13 protein-coding genes are annotated in these 15,971 nt (G+C 40.0%); 6 read left to right on the top strand and 7 right to left on the bottom strand.

Going from position 1 to position 15,971, the window contains the following annotated elements:
• Positions 1-13: 13 nt before the first annotated feature.
• The 4 genes from AB0756_RS28130 to AB0756_RS28115 all read left to right on the top strand — a co-directional run bounded on the left by AB0756_RS28130 (position 14) and on the right by AB0756_RS28115 (position 6,311).
• Positions 14-1,900, top strand: coding sequence for a sensor histidine kinase (locus tag AB0756_RS28130; RefSeq protein WP_038082458.1), 1,887 nt, complete (start codon positions 14-16; stop codon positions 1,898-1,900).
• A gap of 131 nt (positions 1,901-2,031) precedes the next feature.
• Positions 2,032-2,250 (top strand): hypothetical protein, encoded by a 219-nt coding sequence (locus tag AB0756_RS28125; RefSeq protein WP_050045671.1) that lies wholly within the window; start codon positions 2,032-2,034, stop codon positions 2,248-2,250.
• A 121-nt stretch (positions 2,251-2,371) separates the two neighbouring features.
• A complete protein-coding gene (locus AB0756_RS28120) occupies positions 2,372-3,334 on the top strand; it encodes a ribonuclease Z (protein WP_038082459.1) in 963 nt (320 codons plus the stop codon).
• Between the two features lie 703 nt (positions 3,335-4,037).
• Positions 4,038-6,311, top strand: a complete 2,274-nt coding sequence (locus tag AB0756_RS28115; RefSeq protein WP_202048604.1) for a GumC family protein — start codon at positions 4,038-4,040, stop codon at positions 6,309-6,311.
• A gap of 45 nt (positions 6,312-6,356) precedes the next feature.
• Here AB0756_RS28115 and AB0756_RS28110 read toward each other — a convergent pair whose 3' ends face one another.
• On the bottom strand, positions 6,357-7,007 hold the full coding sequence (locus tag AB0756_RS28110; RefSeq protein ID WP_038082461.1) for a hypothetical protein: 651 nt from the start codon (positions 7,005-7,007) through the stop codon (positions 6,357-6,359).
• A 155-nt stretch (positions 7,008-7,162) separates the two neighbouring features.
• Positions 7,163-10,288, bottom strand: coding sequence for a hypothetical protein (locus AB0756_RS28105; RefSeq protein WP_038082462.1), 3,126 nt, complete (start codon positions 10,286-10,288; stop codon positions 7,163-7,165).
• A gap of 586 nt (positions 10,289-10,874) precedes the next feature.
• Here AB0756_RS28105 and AB0756_RS28100 point away from each other — a divergent pair.
• Together AB0756_RS28100 and AB0756_RS28095 are read left to right on the top strand one after the other, a co-directional pair.
• Positions 10,875-11,078 (top strand): chlorophyll a/b-binding protein, encoded by a 204-nt coding sequence (locus AB0756_RS28100; RefSeq protein WP_038082463.1) that lies wholly within the window; start codon positions 10,875-10,877, stop codon positions 11,076-11,078.
• An 85-nt stretch (positions 11,079-11,163) separates the two neighbouring features.
• Positions 11,164-11,376, top strand: coding sequence for a chlorophyll a/b-binding protein (locus tag AB0756_RS28095; protein WP_408019875.1), 213 nt, complete (start codon positions 11,164-11,166; stop codon positions 11,374-11,376).
• Between the two features lie 58 nt (positions 11,377-11,434).
• Here AB0756_RS28095 and AB0756_RS28090 read toward each other — a convergent pair whose 3' ends face one another.
• From AB0756_RS28090 to AB0756_RS28070, 5 genes are read right to left on the bottom strand one after another with little or no spacing between them, the layout of a single operon-like run.
• On the bottom strand, positions 11,435-12,562 hold the full coding sequence (locus tag AB0756_RS28090; RefSeq protein ID WP_038082464.1) for a sensor histidine kinase: 1,128 nt from the start codon (positions 12,560-12,562) through the stop codon (positions 11,435-11,437).
• Between the two features lie 18 nt (positions 12,563-12,580).
• A complete protein-coding gene (locus AB0756_RS28085; protein ID WP_038082465.1) occupies positions 12,581-12,964 on the bottom strand; it encodes a hypothetical protein in 384 nt (127 codons plus the stop codon).
• Positions 12,965-13,462, bottom strand: a complete 498-nt coding sequence (locus tag AB0756_RS28080; protein ID WP_038082466.1) for a GTP-binding protein — start codon at positions 13,460-13,462, stop codon at positions 12,965-12,967.
• A gap of 10 nt (positions 13,463-13,472) precedes the next feature.
• Entirely contained in the window at positions 13,473-15,176 is a 1,704-nt protein-coding gene (locus AB0756_RS28075) for an OmpA family protein (RefSeq protein WP_167844658.1), read from the bottom strand.
• A 26-nt stretch (positions 15,177-15,202) separates the two neighbouring features.
• The gene (locus AB0756_RS28070; RefSeq protein WP_038082467.1) at positions 15,203-15,808 is read right to left on the bottom strand and encodes a hypothetical protein; all 606 of its coding nucleotides are present in this window, start codon (positions 15,806-15,808) and stop codon (positions 15,203-15,205) included.
• Positions 15,809-15,971: the final 163 nt, after the last annotated feature.

Genomic DNA, 15,971 nt, shown 5'->3' with positions numbered 1-15,971 from the left:
ACAGCATCAATTTATGCCGCCAGAATTTTGGAAAAGGATCGAAGAAGAAATTACCATTTGGCGTGTAGGTGCATTACCAGGAATTTTAGTGATTGGACTGGTAATCGCTACCCGTCTCGTCGGTTCCATGCAATCTTTAGAATGGTTGGTTTTTGATAATTTCCTTCGTCTGCGTCCTCAAGAACCTGTTGATGAACGCATTATTATTATAGGTATTAACGAAGAAGATATTCGTAGTCTGGGAACTTATCCCATACCAGATAAAGATATTGCTAGTTTGTTAAGAAAATTGCATTCTTTGAATCCTCGAGCAATTGGTCTCGATCTCTTTAGAGATCTTCCTGTAGAACCCGGTCATGGCAAACTGAGCGTAGCATTTCAAGAGCTTAAAAATGTCATTGCTATAGAGAAAGTTTTACCAGAACGAGTCCCTCCACCAATAGAATTACCTGAAGAACAAGTGGGTTTTGCCGATCAAATTATTGATACTGATGGAAAGTTGAGACGCAGCTTGCTAGCAACACCTACAATTAAAGGCTATAAGTTATCGTTATCTTTAAAATTGGCAACAGCTTATTTAAATCAAGATGGCTTCTATCTAGAAAATGGTATTGATGATGAAAATACCGTAAGATTTGATAAGACCGAAATACCTAGGTTTTTATCTAACTCCGGAGGCTATATTCAAGCTGACGATGGTGGGGTGCAAGTATTACTGAATTTTCGGAGTGGTGAAAAACGATTTAGAACTTTATCACTTCAGGATATTAAAACAGGAAATTTTAAGCCAGAATGGCTACGCGATCGCATTGTTATTATTGGTGTCGTTGCTTCTAGCGTCAAAGATTGGTTAACAACTTCCGCTATTGCATCAACAAAACCTGCACCAGGACGAATCTATGGAGTGGAGCTTCTCGCACACACGACTTCTCAAATTATCAGTTCCGTGCTTGACAGAAGAGCGCTTTTACAAACATGGTCTGAAGGACAAGAATATCTGTGGATTGTGTGTTGGGGTTTGTTGGGAATTCTTTTTGCTAGACTGACAAAATTGCCTTTCATCAATCTTCTAGCTGTTGTCTTTGCAAGTCTTCATCTTGTTTTTGCTAGTTATATACTCCTGATCGTATGGGGTTTTTGGGTTCCGATAGTACCGACAATACTTGTTTTGGTTTTGAATGGTGTGGGTATGACAGCCTTATATCAGTATGACCAAGCTCTACGCACTAGAATAAATGCTCATCTCACTCTGATTGAACGGACGTTTGAAACAATCCATAACGGACCATTACAAACTTTAGCAAAAACTTTAAAGTTGATCGGAGACAGAGACTTACCACCAAACGAATTAGTTTTCCAAATAGAAACCGAACTGGAAAAGTTAAATTACGAGCTAAGAGGCATTTATGAATTTTTACAACAAGAACCTATAACTCAAGATAGTTGTCTTTATTTAAAAAAAGGATTATTGCTGAATTTACAAGAACCAATTCACGAAGTTTTGTATCAAGTTTATAGCTCTACTTTAGAACGAGATTTTCCCTGTTTTAAAACACTTAGAGTGAAAATCAGGAGTTTTGACCCTATCAGCGATCGCTGCTTAAGTATAGAGCAAAAGTTAGGACTTTGCCGCTTCTTAGAAGAAGCATTATGCAACGTTGGCAAACACGCTAGAGGTGTTACCCGTCTTGAGGTTACTTGTACTAGCCACGAAGGTTGGTGTACTTTAAGTATCGTGGATAATGGCTTGGGAATTAACTCATCTAAAGAGGGTCGGGGAACTCAGCAGTTTAGAAACTTGGCTAAACAATTAAAAGGGAAATATCGACGTTGTCCTTGTTTTCCAAAAGGAACTCTTTGCGAGTTATCTTGGCCTGTAACAAAGTTTTGCTGCTGGTAGTCAATTTAGATAAAAATTATAGTTAAGAATATAAGTTAGTTCGCTAATCTCCTACTAAAATGAGTATATATATCAAACAAAATTTTTAAAAGATTACCTTTCCTCAGTGAAATACCGGGGAGGATGTGAATATGGATCGTAGGAAATGGTTTTTTCACAAGCTGTTAAATACTCAATTTTTAACAACTGGTATTTTGACAGCTATGCTTTTGTTAACTCAAGTTGTAGCGGAATACCGACCCCCAGGCAATCAAAAACCACCAAGAACCAATACAGACTCATCAGGTACGAGATTTTTCGAGCAATTTCCAAACGTACTTAGTTATACTCTAAATGCTCCTATCCTCTAATTCCAGCAGAGGTGCCTTCGTTTTCACAAACTTCCCATAGAATTGCCGTCAGTTAAGTGCGACCAGTGTCAATATATAGATATTGGTGCTAAATTCAGCAAGAGGAAGGCAAAATAAGGCTGTGCAGATAACATTTCTAGGGACCAGTTCAGGTGTACCCACACGAGCGCGTAATGTTTCCAGTGTTGCTTTAAGACTACCGCAACGAGCGCAGTTGTGGTTATTCGACTGTGGCGAAGGAACCCAACATCAAATTTTGCGGAGTGACCTAAAAGTCAGCCAACTGTCCCGAATTTTTATCACCCACATGCACGGCGACCATATTTTTGGTTTAATGGGTCTGCTTGCAAGCTGTGGTTTGGCTGGTAGTGTGGAACGCGTTGACATATATGGTCCACCAGGATTAAATGACTATCTACAACTAGCTTCGCGACACTCCCACACCCACTTTTCCTTCCCTATCAAAGTTCATGCTGTCCGTCCCGGAATTGTTTACGAAGATGATGAATTTATCGTGACTTGCAACCCCTTACATCATCGGGTCACCACCTTTGGTTACCGAGTCACGGAAAAAGACCGTCCCGGACGTTTTGATGTTGAAAAAGCCAAAGAGTTGCAAATTCCACCCGGACGCATTTACGGACAACTCAAACGTGGTGAAACAGTCACTCTTGCAGATGGGCGAGTCATCAATGGCAAAGAATTGTGCGGACCTACAGAAATTGGGCGCAAAATTGCCTACTGTACAGACACAATTTACTGTGACAATGCAGTGGAGTTGGCACAGGATGCTGACGTTTTAATTCATGAAGCCACTTTTGCCCATCAAGATTCAGAGTTAGCTTTTCAGCGCTTGCATTCCACAACCACAATGGCAGCGCAAACAGCCTTAGGAGCTAAAGCTCATCGGTTGATTATGACACATTTCAGTCCTCGTTATGCTCCCGGAAATTCCATAGAGTTGAAGGATTTACTTGAAGAAGCTCGTGCTATTTTTCCCAAAACAGATATGGCTTATGATTTTATGACCTATGAAGTACCCAGACGGCGAGAGAAAGGAGAAAAATCATTTTCTAATTCATGATTCGTAAAGACCTACTTTTTCAGAGCGGCTTAGGCGTTCCTTCTAGAGTTGGAGAAAGATGGAGCCTTTGCAAGGGATGAAATCTCCAAACTACCGTTGAGGTTGCGTAAGCCCTGCTTTTGAAGAAGGGGGGATTGAGTCTTATCTGAACCGTATTGGTATATGATGAGGCCAAAAACTGAACATTTCATATAAATAGTGTTTCTAATTACTCTTAAAGGTAGGTTTCCCGCTTTCAAAACTTGACGATCCGCAAATCTTTAAAACTTTTTACAAAAACTTTAATTTCCAAAATTTATCAATTTAATATTTTTGAGATTTTCATTGTATTTCAAGTATGAAAATACACCTTTTACTATGTGTAGCTTACTTGGAAATATATATTTATCTGTATGATTGGCTGTCTAAATAGGTTTTTTAGTAACAACAAAGCAATACAAGAAAGATTATCAACAATATTATAAAGATTAAAAGAAAGAGTTGACGATTGAGATATTTTAACTTAGGTTGAAATGAAAAAGAAAAATGTTAGAGGTTGGATATTGCACGTGTTATTAGCTATATCGACAATAATTCTTTATTGAAGATCCAACTCACTTACGCCTCATTTCTTCAGTAAGGAATTATAGTTCAGTCAAAAAACTGACAGATATTGTTCTCCCTACAGTGTAAAAAATCATTTTGATATTAGAGGAACTTGATAGTGACTGATATTGGTTTGGAACGTGGGAAGATAGTTTTAGTATCCCAAAAAAGTACGGTTGAAGTCAAAAAGCTCTCTAAACTTCTACTGCGTCGGCGCAGACAGATTTTCAGTGTTTATTGCATAGTCATGTCTTTGACAAGCGTTTTGGCTTTTATGACAAAACCAACGTATCAAAGTTCTATGCAAATAATGGTTAGTTCTCGCTCTTCTGAGGGAGGACGGTCCAATTCCCTTCAAGAAGGAGTAGAAAACAAAGCTGTCGATCCTACTTTTGAAGTTATCGATCGCACTTCTCAGTTAAAGCTGATGCTGAGTTCTAGACTGCTACAAAAGGTTGTAGACTCCCTGCGATCGGATTATCCGGATCTTACAGTAGAAGATATCCGAGGAAACGCAGGTAAACAGGGACGTTTAAGTGTGACGAAAGTAGAAGGGAATACAGAAAATAATAAACTATTGACTGAAATCTTTGAGATTTCTTATAAAGATAACGATCCAGTTAAAGCACAAAAAGTTCTTGTAGCTATACAGAAAGTCTATCAAAATTCTAAAATAGAACAGCAAAAAGAACGTATTTCCAGATGGATTGCCTTTTTAAACGAGCGCTTACCCAAAGTTAAAAAGGAAATTGTTCAAGCTGAGACTCAATTAGAAAAATTTCGGAAAAAACATAACTTACTTGACCCGGAAATACAAGGCAAAATCCTTTTAGAATCTCTTGCTGATGTCAGAAAACAGCTACGATTGACTCGCGCCCAACTTCAAGATGCACAAGCGCGTTACAGCAATCTTAAAAAAGAAATAAATTCTTACCCTCTTCAGGAGATCGTCTCTTTTCGCCTGAGTCAATCGCCGCGCTATCAAACACTCGTCCAACAAATTCAAAAGACAGACTTGACTTTAGCTCAAGAACGACTGCGCTATACAGAAAACTCTCCTACTGTGCAAAAATTAATTCAGCAGCGCCAAAACCAAGTTGCTCTTTTACAACAAGAGATGGAGCAAACACTGGGAGAGAAAACTGAAGCACTCTCTGATACTTTACTGAAACAAAAGCAGTTGTTTGCTCCTGAATCTATCACTATAGAAGCACCTCTAGCCATGAAAGGTCAAAGAGTAGGGATGGATTCAAAACTGGTGGAAGAGCTTGTAGAAGTGCAGACAACTGTACTGGGACTCAGTGCTAATGAAAAGAGCTTGACTGAATCAGAATCTCAAATTCAGTTGGAACTTAACAAATATCCCGGTCTAATTGCAGAATACAACCGTCTGTTACCAGAAGTAGAAACTCATCGCAAAATCCTCGAGCATCTAATGACAACACAACAATCTTTAGGATTGATAGTCGATCGAGGAGGATATGAATTGCAGGTCTTAGAAGAACCCCAGCGAGGAGCTTACCTGGGTAGCAATAGATTTCTTATCGTACTTATAGGGGCGCTAGTTGCTCCCATTTTAGGGATTGGAACTGCTGTACTCTCGGAAACTTTAAGTGATACCATCTCTTCTCCACAAGATTTACAAAATTTGTCCCATCTTCGTTTATTGGGAACAGTTCCAAAGCTATCATTATTGAGCATAGAGAAGAAACAATTCAGCCTGCCTTCTATTGTACAGAGAATATTGACTGGTTCGTCAACAAAAGCAGTGCTTGAAGAAGATTCCCTTCTTTGTTTTCAATCCCATGAAACCCTTGATATGACGTATCAAAATATTCAGTTAGGGTTTTCTTCTCCTTGCAAGTCTTTAATGGTAACTTCAGCAATATCAGGAGAAGGTAAATCAACTTTAGCCTTGGGGCTTGCAGTCAGCGCCGCCCGCATGCATCGACGGGTGTTACTGATTGATGCTAATCTGCGCGAACCCAATCTGCACAAAATGTTAGCGCTCTCGAATGATTGGGGATTATCCTTATTATTAGTTGAAGAAACAAACGCTTCTGCCAAACAATATGTTCAACCCGTCCACCCCTCCATTGATGTTTTGACCGCCGGACCGATACCAGAAGACTCGGTTAAATTATTAAGTTCTACACGGATGAAAGAATTATTACAGTTTTTTGAGCAAAATTATGACATGGTGCTGGTAGATGCTCCTTCTATTCTTGGAACAGTTAATACCAGACTTATGGCTTCCTACTGCAAAGGAGTTGCGCTCGTAGGACGCCTCGGTCAGGTAACTTCTACCGAACTGGTTGAAGCCACGGAAGTTTTAAGTAACTTCAATTTAATTGGCATTATTGCCAATGGAGTTAATAGCTCAGTATATTAATTTATCTCTCTTCGGTATATAGTTTTGTCAAGCGGTTCCACTCACTCACAAATAACCCTCTTTTTCTGCAAATTTTCGCATGCGAGGAAGACATTGCCTTTGATAAAAACTGCTTAATGTAGAAACTGACAAGCCAAATTCTATTGAGAGTTCTTTCCAACCAACTTCTGGTGGTAAGCGTTTCAAAATTAACACTTGACAAGTCACATCAGAACGACCTTGAATGTGACTGCGGCTCAACTCTCCATCAGGATCGGTCTCGACCCATAACTTGATTTCTTCTAAAATGGGAGGAACATCAGGTTCAGCGGCTAGGTTATCTACAGGATCGAGGATTTCAATATCCTCACCCGAGCGGGATTGGCTGAAATTTGCAGAAACTGTTCTAGCTTGTTGTCGTTGCTGATTGCGATAAAAGTCTTGCAATCTGCGTCTCAAGTAAACATTCAGCCAAGTCACAATACTACCTAGCTCGGGGTCGTAAGCTTGACCCGTTGTACTTTCACAAAGATTTCGACAAAAGTACAACCACGTTTGTTGCAGTGCGTCTTGGTAGAAGGGAGTGGTTTCTCTCCAGAGTTTACCGGATGTCAAGCGAATAATCTGTGTCAGCCGTTTTTGGCGTTCTTGGCTTCCTGGGGGGTGTCCGCAGGCTTCCTCAACTAATCGGCGTATGAGTTCCTCCAATCGATCCATAGCAATTTTTTGCAAAGGGAGCAATTTTTAGTATGGATCACAAAGGTATTTTATAGTACTACCCCCTGTCGCGATATTGGCAAGAAAATGGGTAAGAAAAAAGCCTCTCTTAACAAGAGAGGCTTTCTTCAAGTAAGCGGAGACAAACTTTTCATTTAAGCAACAGCAACAGCTCCTGCAATTGCGGAAAACGCGGCTGAGACGAGTGCTGTTGTAAACAACCACCAAGCTGCAGATGCGGCTGCTTTTCTGGTTTCTTCTGCTTGGCGTTGCGCTTGGCGTTTCACTTCTTCTAAGCGGTGCTGTGCTTCTTGCTGGATGCGTTCTGCTCTTTGCAAGACGCTGTTTCTTGCCCGTTCAATTTGGTCTACAATGCGGTTGGCATCTGCTTCTGAAATATCTTCACGGGAACTGAGTATTGCGACTATTGTATCGCGATTGAATGACCCCAAACGATCGCGCAAAGCTTCAAATCCTGCTTGGGGATCGTCGAACAATTTGCGAACATCGCGTTTAATGCTGTCGTAGTTTAATTCCGGGCGATCTAGGGAGTTGAGGTAATTGCGAATGCGAGCAAAAATTCCATCAATCACATCTTGAATGCGCCGTTGAATTCCCCGCACTTGTTCGACAAACTGGTCGCGCACGGAAATCATGGTATCTGCAATTCGCGCTGCTTCCTCATCGCTCAAGTCTTCTCGCAATTTCAACAAAGTAATGATGGTGGAACGGTCAAATTTGGAAAGGCGATCGCTAAAGCTTTCCAACCCCACACCAGGATCGTGTAGCAGGAGTTGTAAATCGCGCTTGATAGCTTCAGGATTCAGTTCTTCCTTACCACTGAGGCGCAAATACTCTTCCAAATAAGTTTGGAAATTTTGCATCCGTTGTTGAGTGCGGGTCGCCAGACGACGGGGCGCACGCACTATATCGCGAATGGATGTTTGTACGGAATCGATGACTTGATTGACTTGCTCTTCACTCAAGTCTTGGCGCTGGCTCAACAACTTCACCAGTGTATCTCTATCTACTTGAGACAAACGACGGCGCAGTGCTATAGCTCCTTCTCTGGGGTTTTGCAACAGTCTATTTAAATCTCGTTGAATTCCTTCAGGGTTGAGCTCGTCTTTACCAGTGTTTCGCAGGTAATCTGCAATTGTTGTTGTGACAGAATCGTATTGTGCCTGAGCTTTATCTGCTACAGTTTTTGGTGCATGGCGAACGCTAGTCCAAGAATGTTCAACAGTATCTAAGATACGGTTTGCTTGGTCTTCGTTCAAATCTTGCCGTTGAGCCAGTAATTTGACTAAGGTATCGCGGTCAAAACGAGATAAGCGTGCTCTAATTGCAGAAACCCCTGTTTGTGGATCGTCCAGCAATCTCTTGAGGTCGACGCGGATAGCATCAGGATTGAGTTCATCTTTGCCAGTGTTCCGCAGGTAAGACTTCAAATTCAACCACAGTGTTTCTGCTTGATATCTCGCTTGTTCTGCCACTCCTTGGGATTCGATTAAAACTTGGTCTCTCTGTTTTTCTAACTGGTCAAGAATTGTATCTGCTTCTTCTGGGTAAATGTCATTCCGCTCTAACAGGGTTTCCCGCAATTCCTGACGGTCAAATTGAGCGAGTCGTCGAGCGAGAGTTTCATGGTCTGCGTCTGGGTCTTCGAGCAGAGCTTTGAAATCCCTCTGAATGCTTTCTGCAGTTAACTCTGACTTGGGAGTGACGAGGAGATAGCTTTCGACGCGACGTTGCAAGTCTTGTACTATCTCTCTTTCTTCTTCCGCAGTCACTGCAACGATCGTTTCCTGGCGGACTGCTTCTAAGCGATCGCAAATACGCTGAATTTCTGCTTGAGTCAGCAGACCTCGCTGTTGCAGGATGTTAACGAAATCGCTTCTTTGAATTTGCTCCAACTCTCGCCGCACCGTTCCCGGATCGGCAGCTGCATCGTAAATAACTTCACGAAACTCTTGGGCGACTCGATCCGAACTCAGTTGCCAAGTATAAGTGTTATGGAGGTAATTTTCTATATCAGCACGAATGGGGCTATACGGCTGCTTTGGTGTGGGCAGCCCTAATTTATCTGCTTGTTCTGATACTTTATCTTTAGCAGTGGTAAGAGCACCTAGAATTTTTTCTACATCTAAGTCAGATAAATCTGCACGTCCCATAACAACACCAGTCAGTGCCGTTATTGCTTGCTGTATTGTCCTCTGAATCGGACCGGGGGCAGTTTCTTGAGTCGCCCTTTGGTTTGCATCTTTTGTGGAACGCATTTCTTCCATCAACCGATCCAGCTTGGCATTGAGTTCATCAGTCCTGCTGTGTCCCGGTGGAAGGGATTTAAGATAATCAGCCAACTCACCAAAACGATCTTGTAGCGGTTGTTGCTGACCTACGACCTGTTGCCAAACACCGTACAATGTGTCAGCAATACGGTTAACATCCCGTTTGGACAAGTCAGTACGGCTGCTAACCAATTCGACAAATTTTTGACGGTCAATGTTGCGGAGCGCTGCACCACCTGCTGCTGTACCACCTGCGATCGCAAGTAGTTGCGGGTCTCTCAGTAGATTTTCAAATTCCCCTCTAATCCGAGACAAATCTAGTTCTGGTGGGCGCACCATATCTAAATAGTCTTCCACTCTATCGCGCAAAGTGGCGGGGTCAATAGCGTTACCCAACTCCCGACGCACAGCCGCCGCCGCCGCTTCAGCAGTTGAGACCACTTGCTGATTGACAGCCTTCGCTCCCAAAGCAGCAGTTGCAGTCCCCATAATTGACTGTAAGCCGGAAGTCGCCGCATTAACCAAAGAGCCCACTAAGGAACCAACTGTCGTTGAACTCACCCATACCAGCAGTAAAAAGTACGCTCCCCAAATAACCAAACCCAGAATTGCGCCCAATCCTGGAGTTAAATCCAAAAGACTGAGCTTCACTGCTAAGAAACAAGCAATAGCAAGAGCAATGGTGACAGAAATTACTGTCCACAGGCCCACTGCTGTGCCAATTTTGCGGATGGTACCACCTACACTTCCTACCTCGTTGTGGTCTTTATCTCCATCTGAGTCTGAGGAACGACCTAAGTAGGAGATACCAGCTGCAACAGAAAGGTTTGTTAAAACCAGTTGCAGGGCAAAAGCTAGGATCACACCAGAAACCAACGCGAAAAAAAAGCGCGGTCCAAAGGTGATATCTGGCTGGTTAACAACTGGCTCTTGCGCCACCCAAAAGAATGACTTATATAGTGCCAGTACTACGTGCGTACTATGAAACATTCTAATTCCTTCCTCGTATCGCTCACGTCAGTGGGATTAATAAAATTAACACTATGTTGTAATACCCAACTCTTTATGCTTAGAATCCTGGAATTTAGGTGTTTCAAGCATCCCTCCAAAGTTTGAAAACTGACTCCAGCGAGAGGTAGAATTTATTCATCTAATGGGCGATCGACATCCAGTAACTGATTAAATTACCTACTTTCAAGTATAAGAATTTAAAGAATGAATCTATTTCTTTGTTTTTCAAGAAATTATGATGAAAGTCGCTTGTATGTGGCTGGAAATCCATAAAAATCCCTTGTTATTAATTCAGTCAATTTCTAAATGGCTAAATCATCAAAATTTTTATATTTTCAAAGAGGATTTGCAGACAATAATTTGACATCCTGTCATCTATGTTACATTTATTTACATTTACTTTTTTTGCACTCCCTGTAGGTGGATTTCACTAAAAAATACAGCCAATATAATCGTCCGTGAGAGATGGGCGTAGTTTGTTCCCATTGGCAGAAAGCAGGAAAGTTTTAAGTAGCTACATTAAAGTCACACGGAACGATAAAAGAAAATTAAAGGGAGTCACAAAATGGAAACTCGTCCTGCTACCGATTTACCACCAGTTGCTACAGAATACAACGGCGTTGACCGTAATGCTTTCCTTTTTGGTTGGAACCCTCAAGCTGAGTTATGGAATGGTCGCTTGGCTATGATTGGTTTCTTAGCTTACTTGCTTTGGGATTTAGCTGGCTTTAGCGTCCTGCGCGACGTCTTGCACATTATTGGTTATTAGTTAGCAGTTAGTGATTAGTTGTTATTGGTGCATCCTCTACTAACAACTAATCACTAAGTCATACAATTTTTTGGAGGAAAACACAATGGAAGCTCGTGAAACTCGTCCTGCTACCGATTTACCACCAGTTGCTACAGAATACAACGGCGTTGACCGTAATGCTTTCCTTTTTGGTTGGAACCCTCAAGCTGAGTTATGGAATGGTCGCTTGGCTATGATTGGTTTCTTAGCTTACTTGCTTTGGGATTTAGCTGGCTTTAGCGTCCTGCGCGACGTCTTGCATATTATTGGTTATTAGTTAGCAGTTAGTGGTTAGTTGTTATTGGTGCATCCTCTACTAATAACTAACCACTCACTTAAGCATAAACTGTCGGTTTTGGTAAGCGGAACCAAAAGCGGGAACCTCGATTAGAACGGGGTAAATAACCAATAGTTCCTCCCCAACGTTCTACTGTAATACGACAAAAATAAAGTCCAATTCCAATCCTTCCACGATTCGTGTTTCCTTGAGAAAATTTTTGGAACAAACTTTCGACATTTTCTGGTGGAACACCAAATCCTTCATCATCAACGATAAATAAAATATATTCTCTTTCCTGTTGCAAACTTACTGTTACTGTAGATGCTGGTGGGCTGTGTCGAAAAGCATTTTCTATTAAGTTTGTCAGTACCCTATCCAAACGTGATTTATCCCCAATGACTCTCCAGTCAATGGTTGTGTTGGTATTGACAGCTAATTCTAATTGCATTTCGTTGAGCACAAAAGAAGGGGTAAAGAGTTCTATCACTTCCCTTACACAAGCTAATGCGTCTGGTGCATTGGCAACATCAGATGTAAAAGATTCTAAAGACTTGATTTCAGCAGAGAAGGCATCTAATATCTGTCGAATCAGCATTTCTTGTTTTTGCGATTGCTTCTTACCAATTTCTAATCGTTCTTTTCCCTTGGGTGTTAAGTTTTCAAACTCTAAAAGAGCCAAACAGCAATTGATACCGCTTAATTGTCCTGCTATATCGTGGATCACGCAATGTATTAAAACTTCTTTTTTTTGAGTTTCTTTAAAAAGATGATGATACTCTAATTTATTTTCTCGAGCTTTTTGTATAATTGATTGCTTTTCTATAAATAAATCTTCTTTTAATTCTATTAAAAGAAATGGACGTTGCTCTACACATATTGCTAAAGCTTCAAAATGATATTCTTTTCCAGAAGCGTCTGCTTGATACCACAACCCTGATTTTAATATTTTATCGCCATTAATTTGCCATAGGTCTTCAGCATCAATTAAAAATGTTTCTAAAAAAGGAAACATATCTCGCAGGACTAATATATCTGTTTCTAAATTGATTTGTGGATGAAAAAATCCCCTTAACCAATCCGGTACAAAACCAATAATTTTAAAGTTATTCTGCTCTAAACGCTCTAATATTAAAGTTTTTAATGTAGCAAAAATTTTTTCTGTAATAGATGTAAATTCGCTCATATTAGCTACTCGTTTATATTAAAAATTTCTATGTATTAAGTTAGAATGATTAATTTGTTGTTGAATAATCCCTATATGCATCTCATCCCAGGTCGCATCTAATAGTAATACCCAATCTCCTTCTTTTGAAGGAAATAAATGGACATCTGCACAGATTCCAGAAGTTATTTTCACACAAGGAAAGAATAAGGGTACTCCTTCTAGCGGTAAAAGTCCTTCTAGAAAAAAAATTTGTTTTTCTGCTTTTTCACCTTGTTGCAAGTTTAGGAGTCCATAGGCAGATAATTGACCTCCCCAAGTTGATAGACAGCCATCTTGATTAACTAAAAGATAGGCTAGAGAACGTTCCTCTTTGAAAAAAGAGAGAAGATAATCAGTCACGCAAGTGGGAATATCAAACATTTATTCCTCCAAAATTTTGGAAGCAAGACTTTGAAAAACTTCTTCTATATTTAAACCAGTTTTAGCACTTGTTTTTATAACAACCAAACCTTGCTGGATGAGTTGTTCAACTTCATTATTTTCTATTTCCCATTCATCTGCTAAATCCCATTTATTTAAAACTAAAATACACGGAACTTTATCGATAGTTTCTTCTACTCTTTGTCTGAGATTTAAAGCTTTATCTAAGGTATGATGTCTGGTTCCATCTGCCACTAGTAAATAACCAGACGAACCTCTTAAATAAGACATTCTTACTCTTTGAAATTCGTCTTCTCCATAAAGATCCCAAAGAATCAGGTTTAACTCTTTTCCTTTTAAGTTAATTGTTTTTTTATCAATTTTGACGCCTACGGTTGTTTGATATTTTTCTGAAAAAATACTGTAAACATATCGAGAAACTAAACTGGTTTTACCTGTAGCAAAGGCACCGACCATACAAATCTTTTTCTGAAGCATAAAACACTTCCTATCTTACAGTACCAGATAAGAATATCCTAAAGGAAACTTTACGGCTATACTTTCCACCTTTTTCTCTCAATTCCATATTTGGGGGTTCGCGATCGCCAGCACCCATGGCATTAAAATAACTGGTATTGATTCCTCTAGCCGCTAGAGAATAGAGAATTGTACTAGCACGAGATTGTCTGAGTACTATGTTTCTTTGTTCGCTTCCAGTGCTATCCGTATAGCCTGTAATTTGAATGCTGAGTTTTTTCCCAAGATATTGAGCAATGCTAGAGACTTTTTTGATATCTGATACCAATTCTTGTATTTTTTTCTCTTCCCCTGATACCAACTCTGTCGTTCCTTCAATAAATAACAAGTTTTTTCTTTCAATTTGTTTTTTGTAAATTTCTAACTGAATAAGTTCATCCTCAATTAATTTTTGATCGTTATATTGAGACACTCCAGGAATATTTTTCCACACTTTTCGTGTCTCTAAAATCCATTGAAAAGGCGCAGAGCCAGTAGCGTTAAGAATTCCATTATCATCTACTTGAAATAATACAGTTGATGGTGAATTGAGTAGTTTTGCTGCTCTTTTTTCAATAAGTTTAGGTTCAAACGAAAGGTATCTTTCCCATCGAGTTATAACTTCCTTAGAAGAGAAATGGAATTGTTTCATCACCATATTAGGCTCTACAGCTAAAGAATCTCTCATCCCGGAAATAAAATACTTTCCAGCACGAGTTTCTGCTTTAATAATAACAATTCCAGGTTGAGAGTCCAAGTCTTCTATAAAAGCGTTCCAACGCATTTGGTTTCTAATAGCAAAAAAGCTATAAATTCCCAGACTTAGACCTAGAGTACCTAAGAATGCTAATGCATAAGGAAACTTCTTTTTACTCCGCTCTTTGTATTGAGATGTCAAACAAGCTTGGAGAAAAGGTATACTATCAGCAAATGGTTCTGTTTCTCCGTCAAAGGCAATCAATTCTCTATATAGCTTGTGATGAATTTTTTCTATTGCATCTTGAAAAACTAATCTTAATTCATGAGGAGTATTGCCTCTAATGATACCTGCTAGAACTGCTTGGGGTCCCTCTTCAATCCAAATTGTTAGTTCTCCATAGTATAAACTATAAAGAGTATCTTCTTTTTTTGTATTAAAAGAGTCTTTGACAAAATCCTGGATGGCTGTTAGCATTGCTGAGACCAAATCAGGGTCTTGAATCGTTACCTGTGGTGCGACAACATGTTGCAACAGCAATCCATTTTTTTTATGAATCAGGAAAACCTGTTCCACTCGATACACCAATGTCCGAAGCAGCACGATCTGGGCAAATGTTTTCCCAGTCACAAGTGCTTCTATTCTCCACTTTAAACTCTTTGGCGAGAAGCCAGATTCCAAAGTTTTATCTAAAGATTGAATCATCTCTTGGACAGCTGCGATCGCCGCTTTACGGGTAGCTGGTCCTACAATAGGAAAAATGGCAGTTGCAAGAACATCTTGATCTTTTTGAACAGAGGCTTGAATGGCTTGCTCTACGGTGGGAACCAGGGCGTCGCTGAGTTCTTTCTCCTCTGCTCGTTGTGTTGCTTCTGGTAGCAATCGACTGAGATCTTCTGCTGTGATCTCTGGGTTATCTAATCTTTCGTATATTTTCTCTAATTTTTGTGGTTCAACCCCAAAAAGTAAAGTACGAAGTTCATTTAATTCATTTGTCATTTGTCATTGGTTACAGAGCGCTAGTTTTAATGTTGAGAATTTAAGCGAATGGCTAGTTCTGAGAAAAGATTAGCTAGGGCGTTACGGTCAGTTTTCTCAATCCGGAGTTCTTGAGTTTCTCGTTGTAATAAAGCCGTAATTTCTTCATATTTTTGCCTGATATCATCTTGTAGGTTTTTGGATTGATTGAGAATTTGCTCGCGAATTTCACGGTGGTTATTATTAGTTTTTTCTTCTATTTGGTTAATTTTTTTATCTAAAGATGTAGTTAAATTTCTATTCTCTTCAGCCATTGATTTTAAAGCTTCACCACGTTCTCCCTGCTCGTTTTTGACACGTTCTGACAAAGATTCAATCTCATTTTTAATATAAATTTCTAGAGTGTCTAGACGTTTTTTTGTTTCTTCTCTAAGGTCAGCATATTCCTTCTCCAAACGCTCTTCCAAACGGGCAAATCTTTTTTCTACGTCCCGCATTTGATTGCCGAAAAGAATATCTCTGACCTTAGCCAAATTGTTACCTTCTGCAATCTCAGTGCCACCCAATAAAGATTTATTTATATTGTGGTTTAACCCAGATAGATCTGATTCCGTCCTATAATTGTTATTCTGTTCTGATTCAGAGGGATTCATAGATGACATCCTTTCATTAATCTGTGGCTGAGTTGACTCTTTGTTGTTTTAACATACTGAGCCCGTGCTAGGTATTTCCTTGGTACTTAGCTATGTGTCTACTCCGTAGCCTAACATCTTTGCATGAGTCGTGCTCTGCGTGGAATTAGTATTTTATAAAGAA

Origin of the sequence: Tolypothrix campylonemoides VB511288_2, from assembly GCF_045999855.1 — a bacterium.
In the GTDB taxonomy this organism is placed as follows: domain Bacteria; phylum Cyanobacteriota; class Cyanobacteriia; order Cyanobacteriales; family Nostocaceae; genus Scytonema; species Scytonema bouteillei_A.
The sequence above is the reverse complement of the archived record's forward strand: the minus strand, read 5'-3'. Positions and strand labels throughout refer to the sequence as shown.

Excerpts from the sequence above, each read along its gene's own strand:
- AB0756_RS28130 (WP_038082458.1), top strand. The coding sequence starts at position 14 with ATGCCGCCAGAATTTTGGAAAAGGATCGAAGAAGAAATTACCATTTGG.
- AB0756_RS28125 (WP_050045671.1), top strand. The coding sequence starts at position 2,032 with ATGGATCGTAGGAAATGGTTTTTTCACAAGCTGTTAAATACTCAATTT.
- AB0756_RS28110 (WP_038082461.1), bottom strand. The coding sequence starts at position 7,007 with ATGGATCGATTGGAGGAACTCATACGCCGATTAGTTGAGGAAGCCTGC.
- AB0756_RS28105 (WP_038082462.1), bottom strand. The coding sequence starts at position 10,288 with ATGTTTCATAGTACGCACGTAGTACTGGCACTATATAAGTCATTCTTT.
- AB0756_RS28100 (WP_038082463.1), top strand. The coding sequence starts at position 10,875 with ATGGAAACTCGTCCTGCTACCGATTTACCACCAGTTGCTACAGAATAC.
- AB0756_RS28095 (WP_408019875.1), top strand. The coding sequence starts at position 11,164 with ATGGAAGCTCGTGAAACTCGTCCTGCTACCGATTTACCACCAGTTGCT.
- AB0756_RS28090 (WP_038082464.1), bottom strand. The coding sequence starts at position 12,562 with ATGAGCGAATTTACATCTATTACAGAAAAAATTTTTGCTACATTAAAA.
- AB0756_RS28085 (WP_038082465.1), bottom strand. The coding sequence starts at position 12,964 with ATGTTTGATATTCCCACTTGCGTGACTGATTATCTTCTCTCTTTTTTC.
- AB0756_RS28080 (WP_038082466.1), bottom strand. The coding sequence starts at position 13,462 with ATGCTTCAGAAAAAGATTTGTATGGTCGGTGCCTTTGCTACAGGTAAA.
- AB0756_RS28075 (WP_167844658.1), bottom strand. The coding sequence starts at position 15,176 with ATGACAAATGAATTAAATGAACTTCGTACTTTACTTTTTGGGGTTGAA.
- AB0756_RS28070 (WP_038082467.1), bottom strand. The coding sequence starts at position 15,808 with ATGAATCCCTCTGAATCAGAACAGAATAACAATTATAGGACGGAATCA.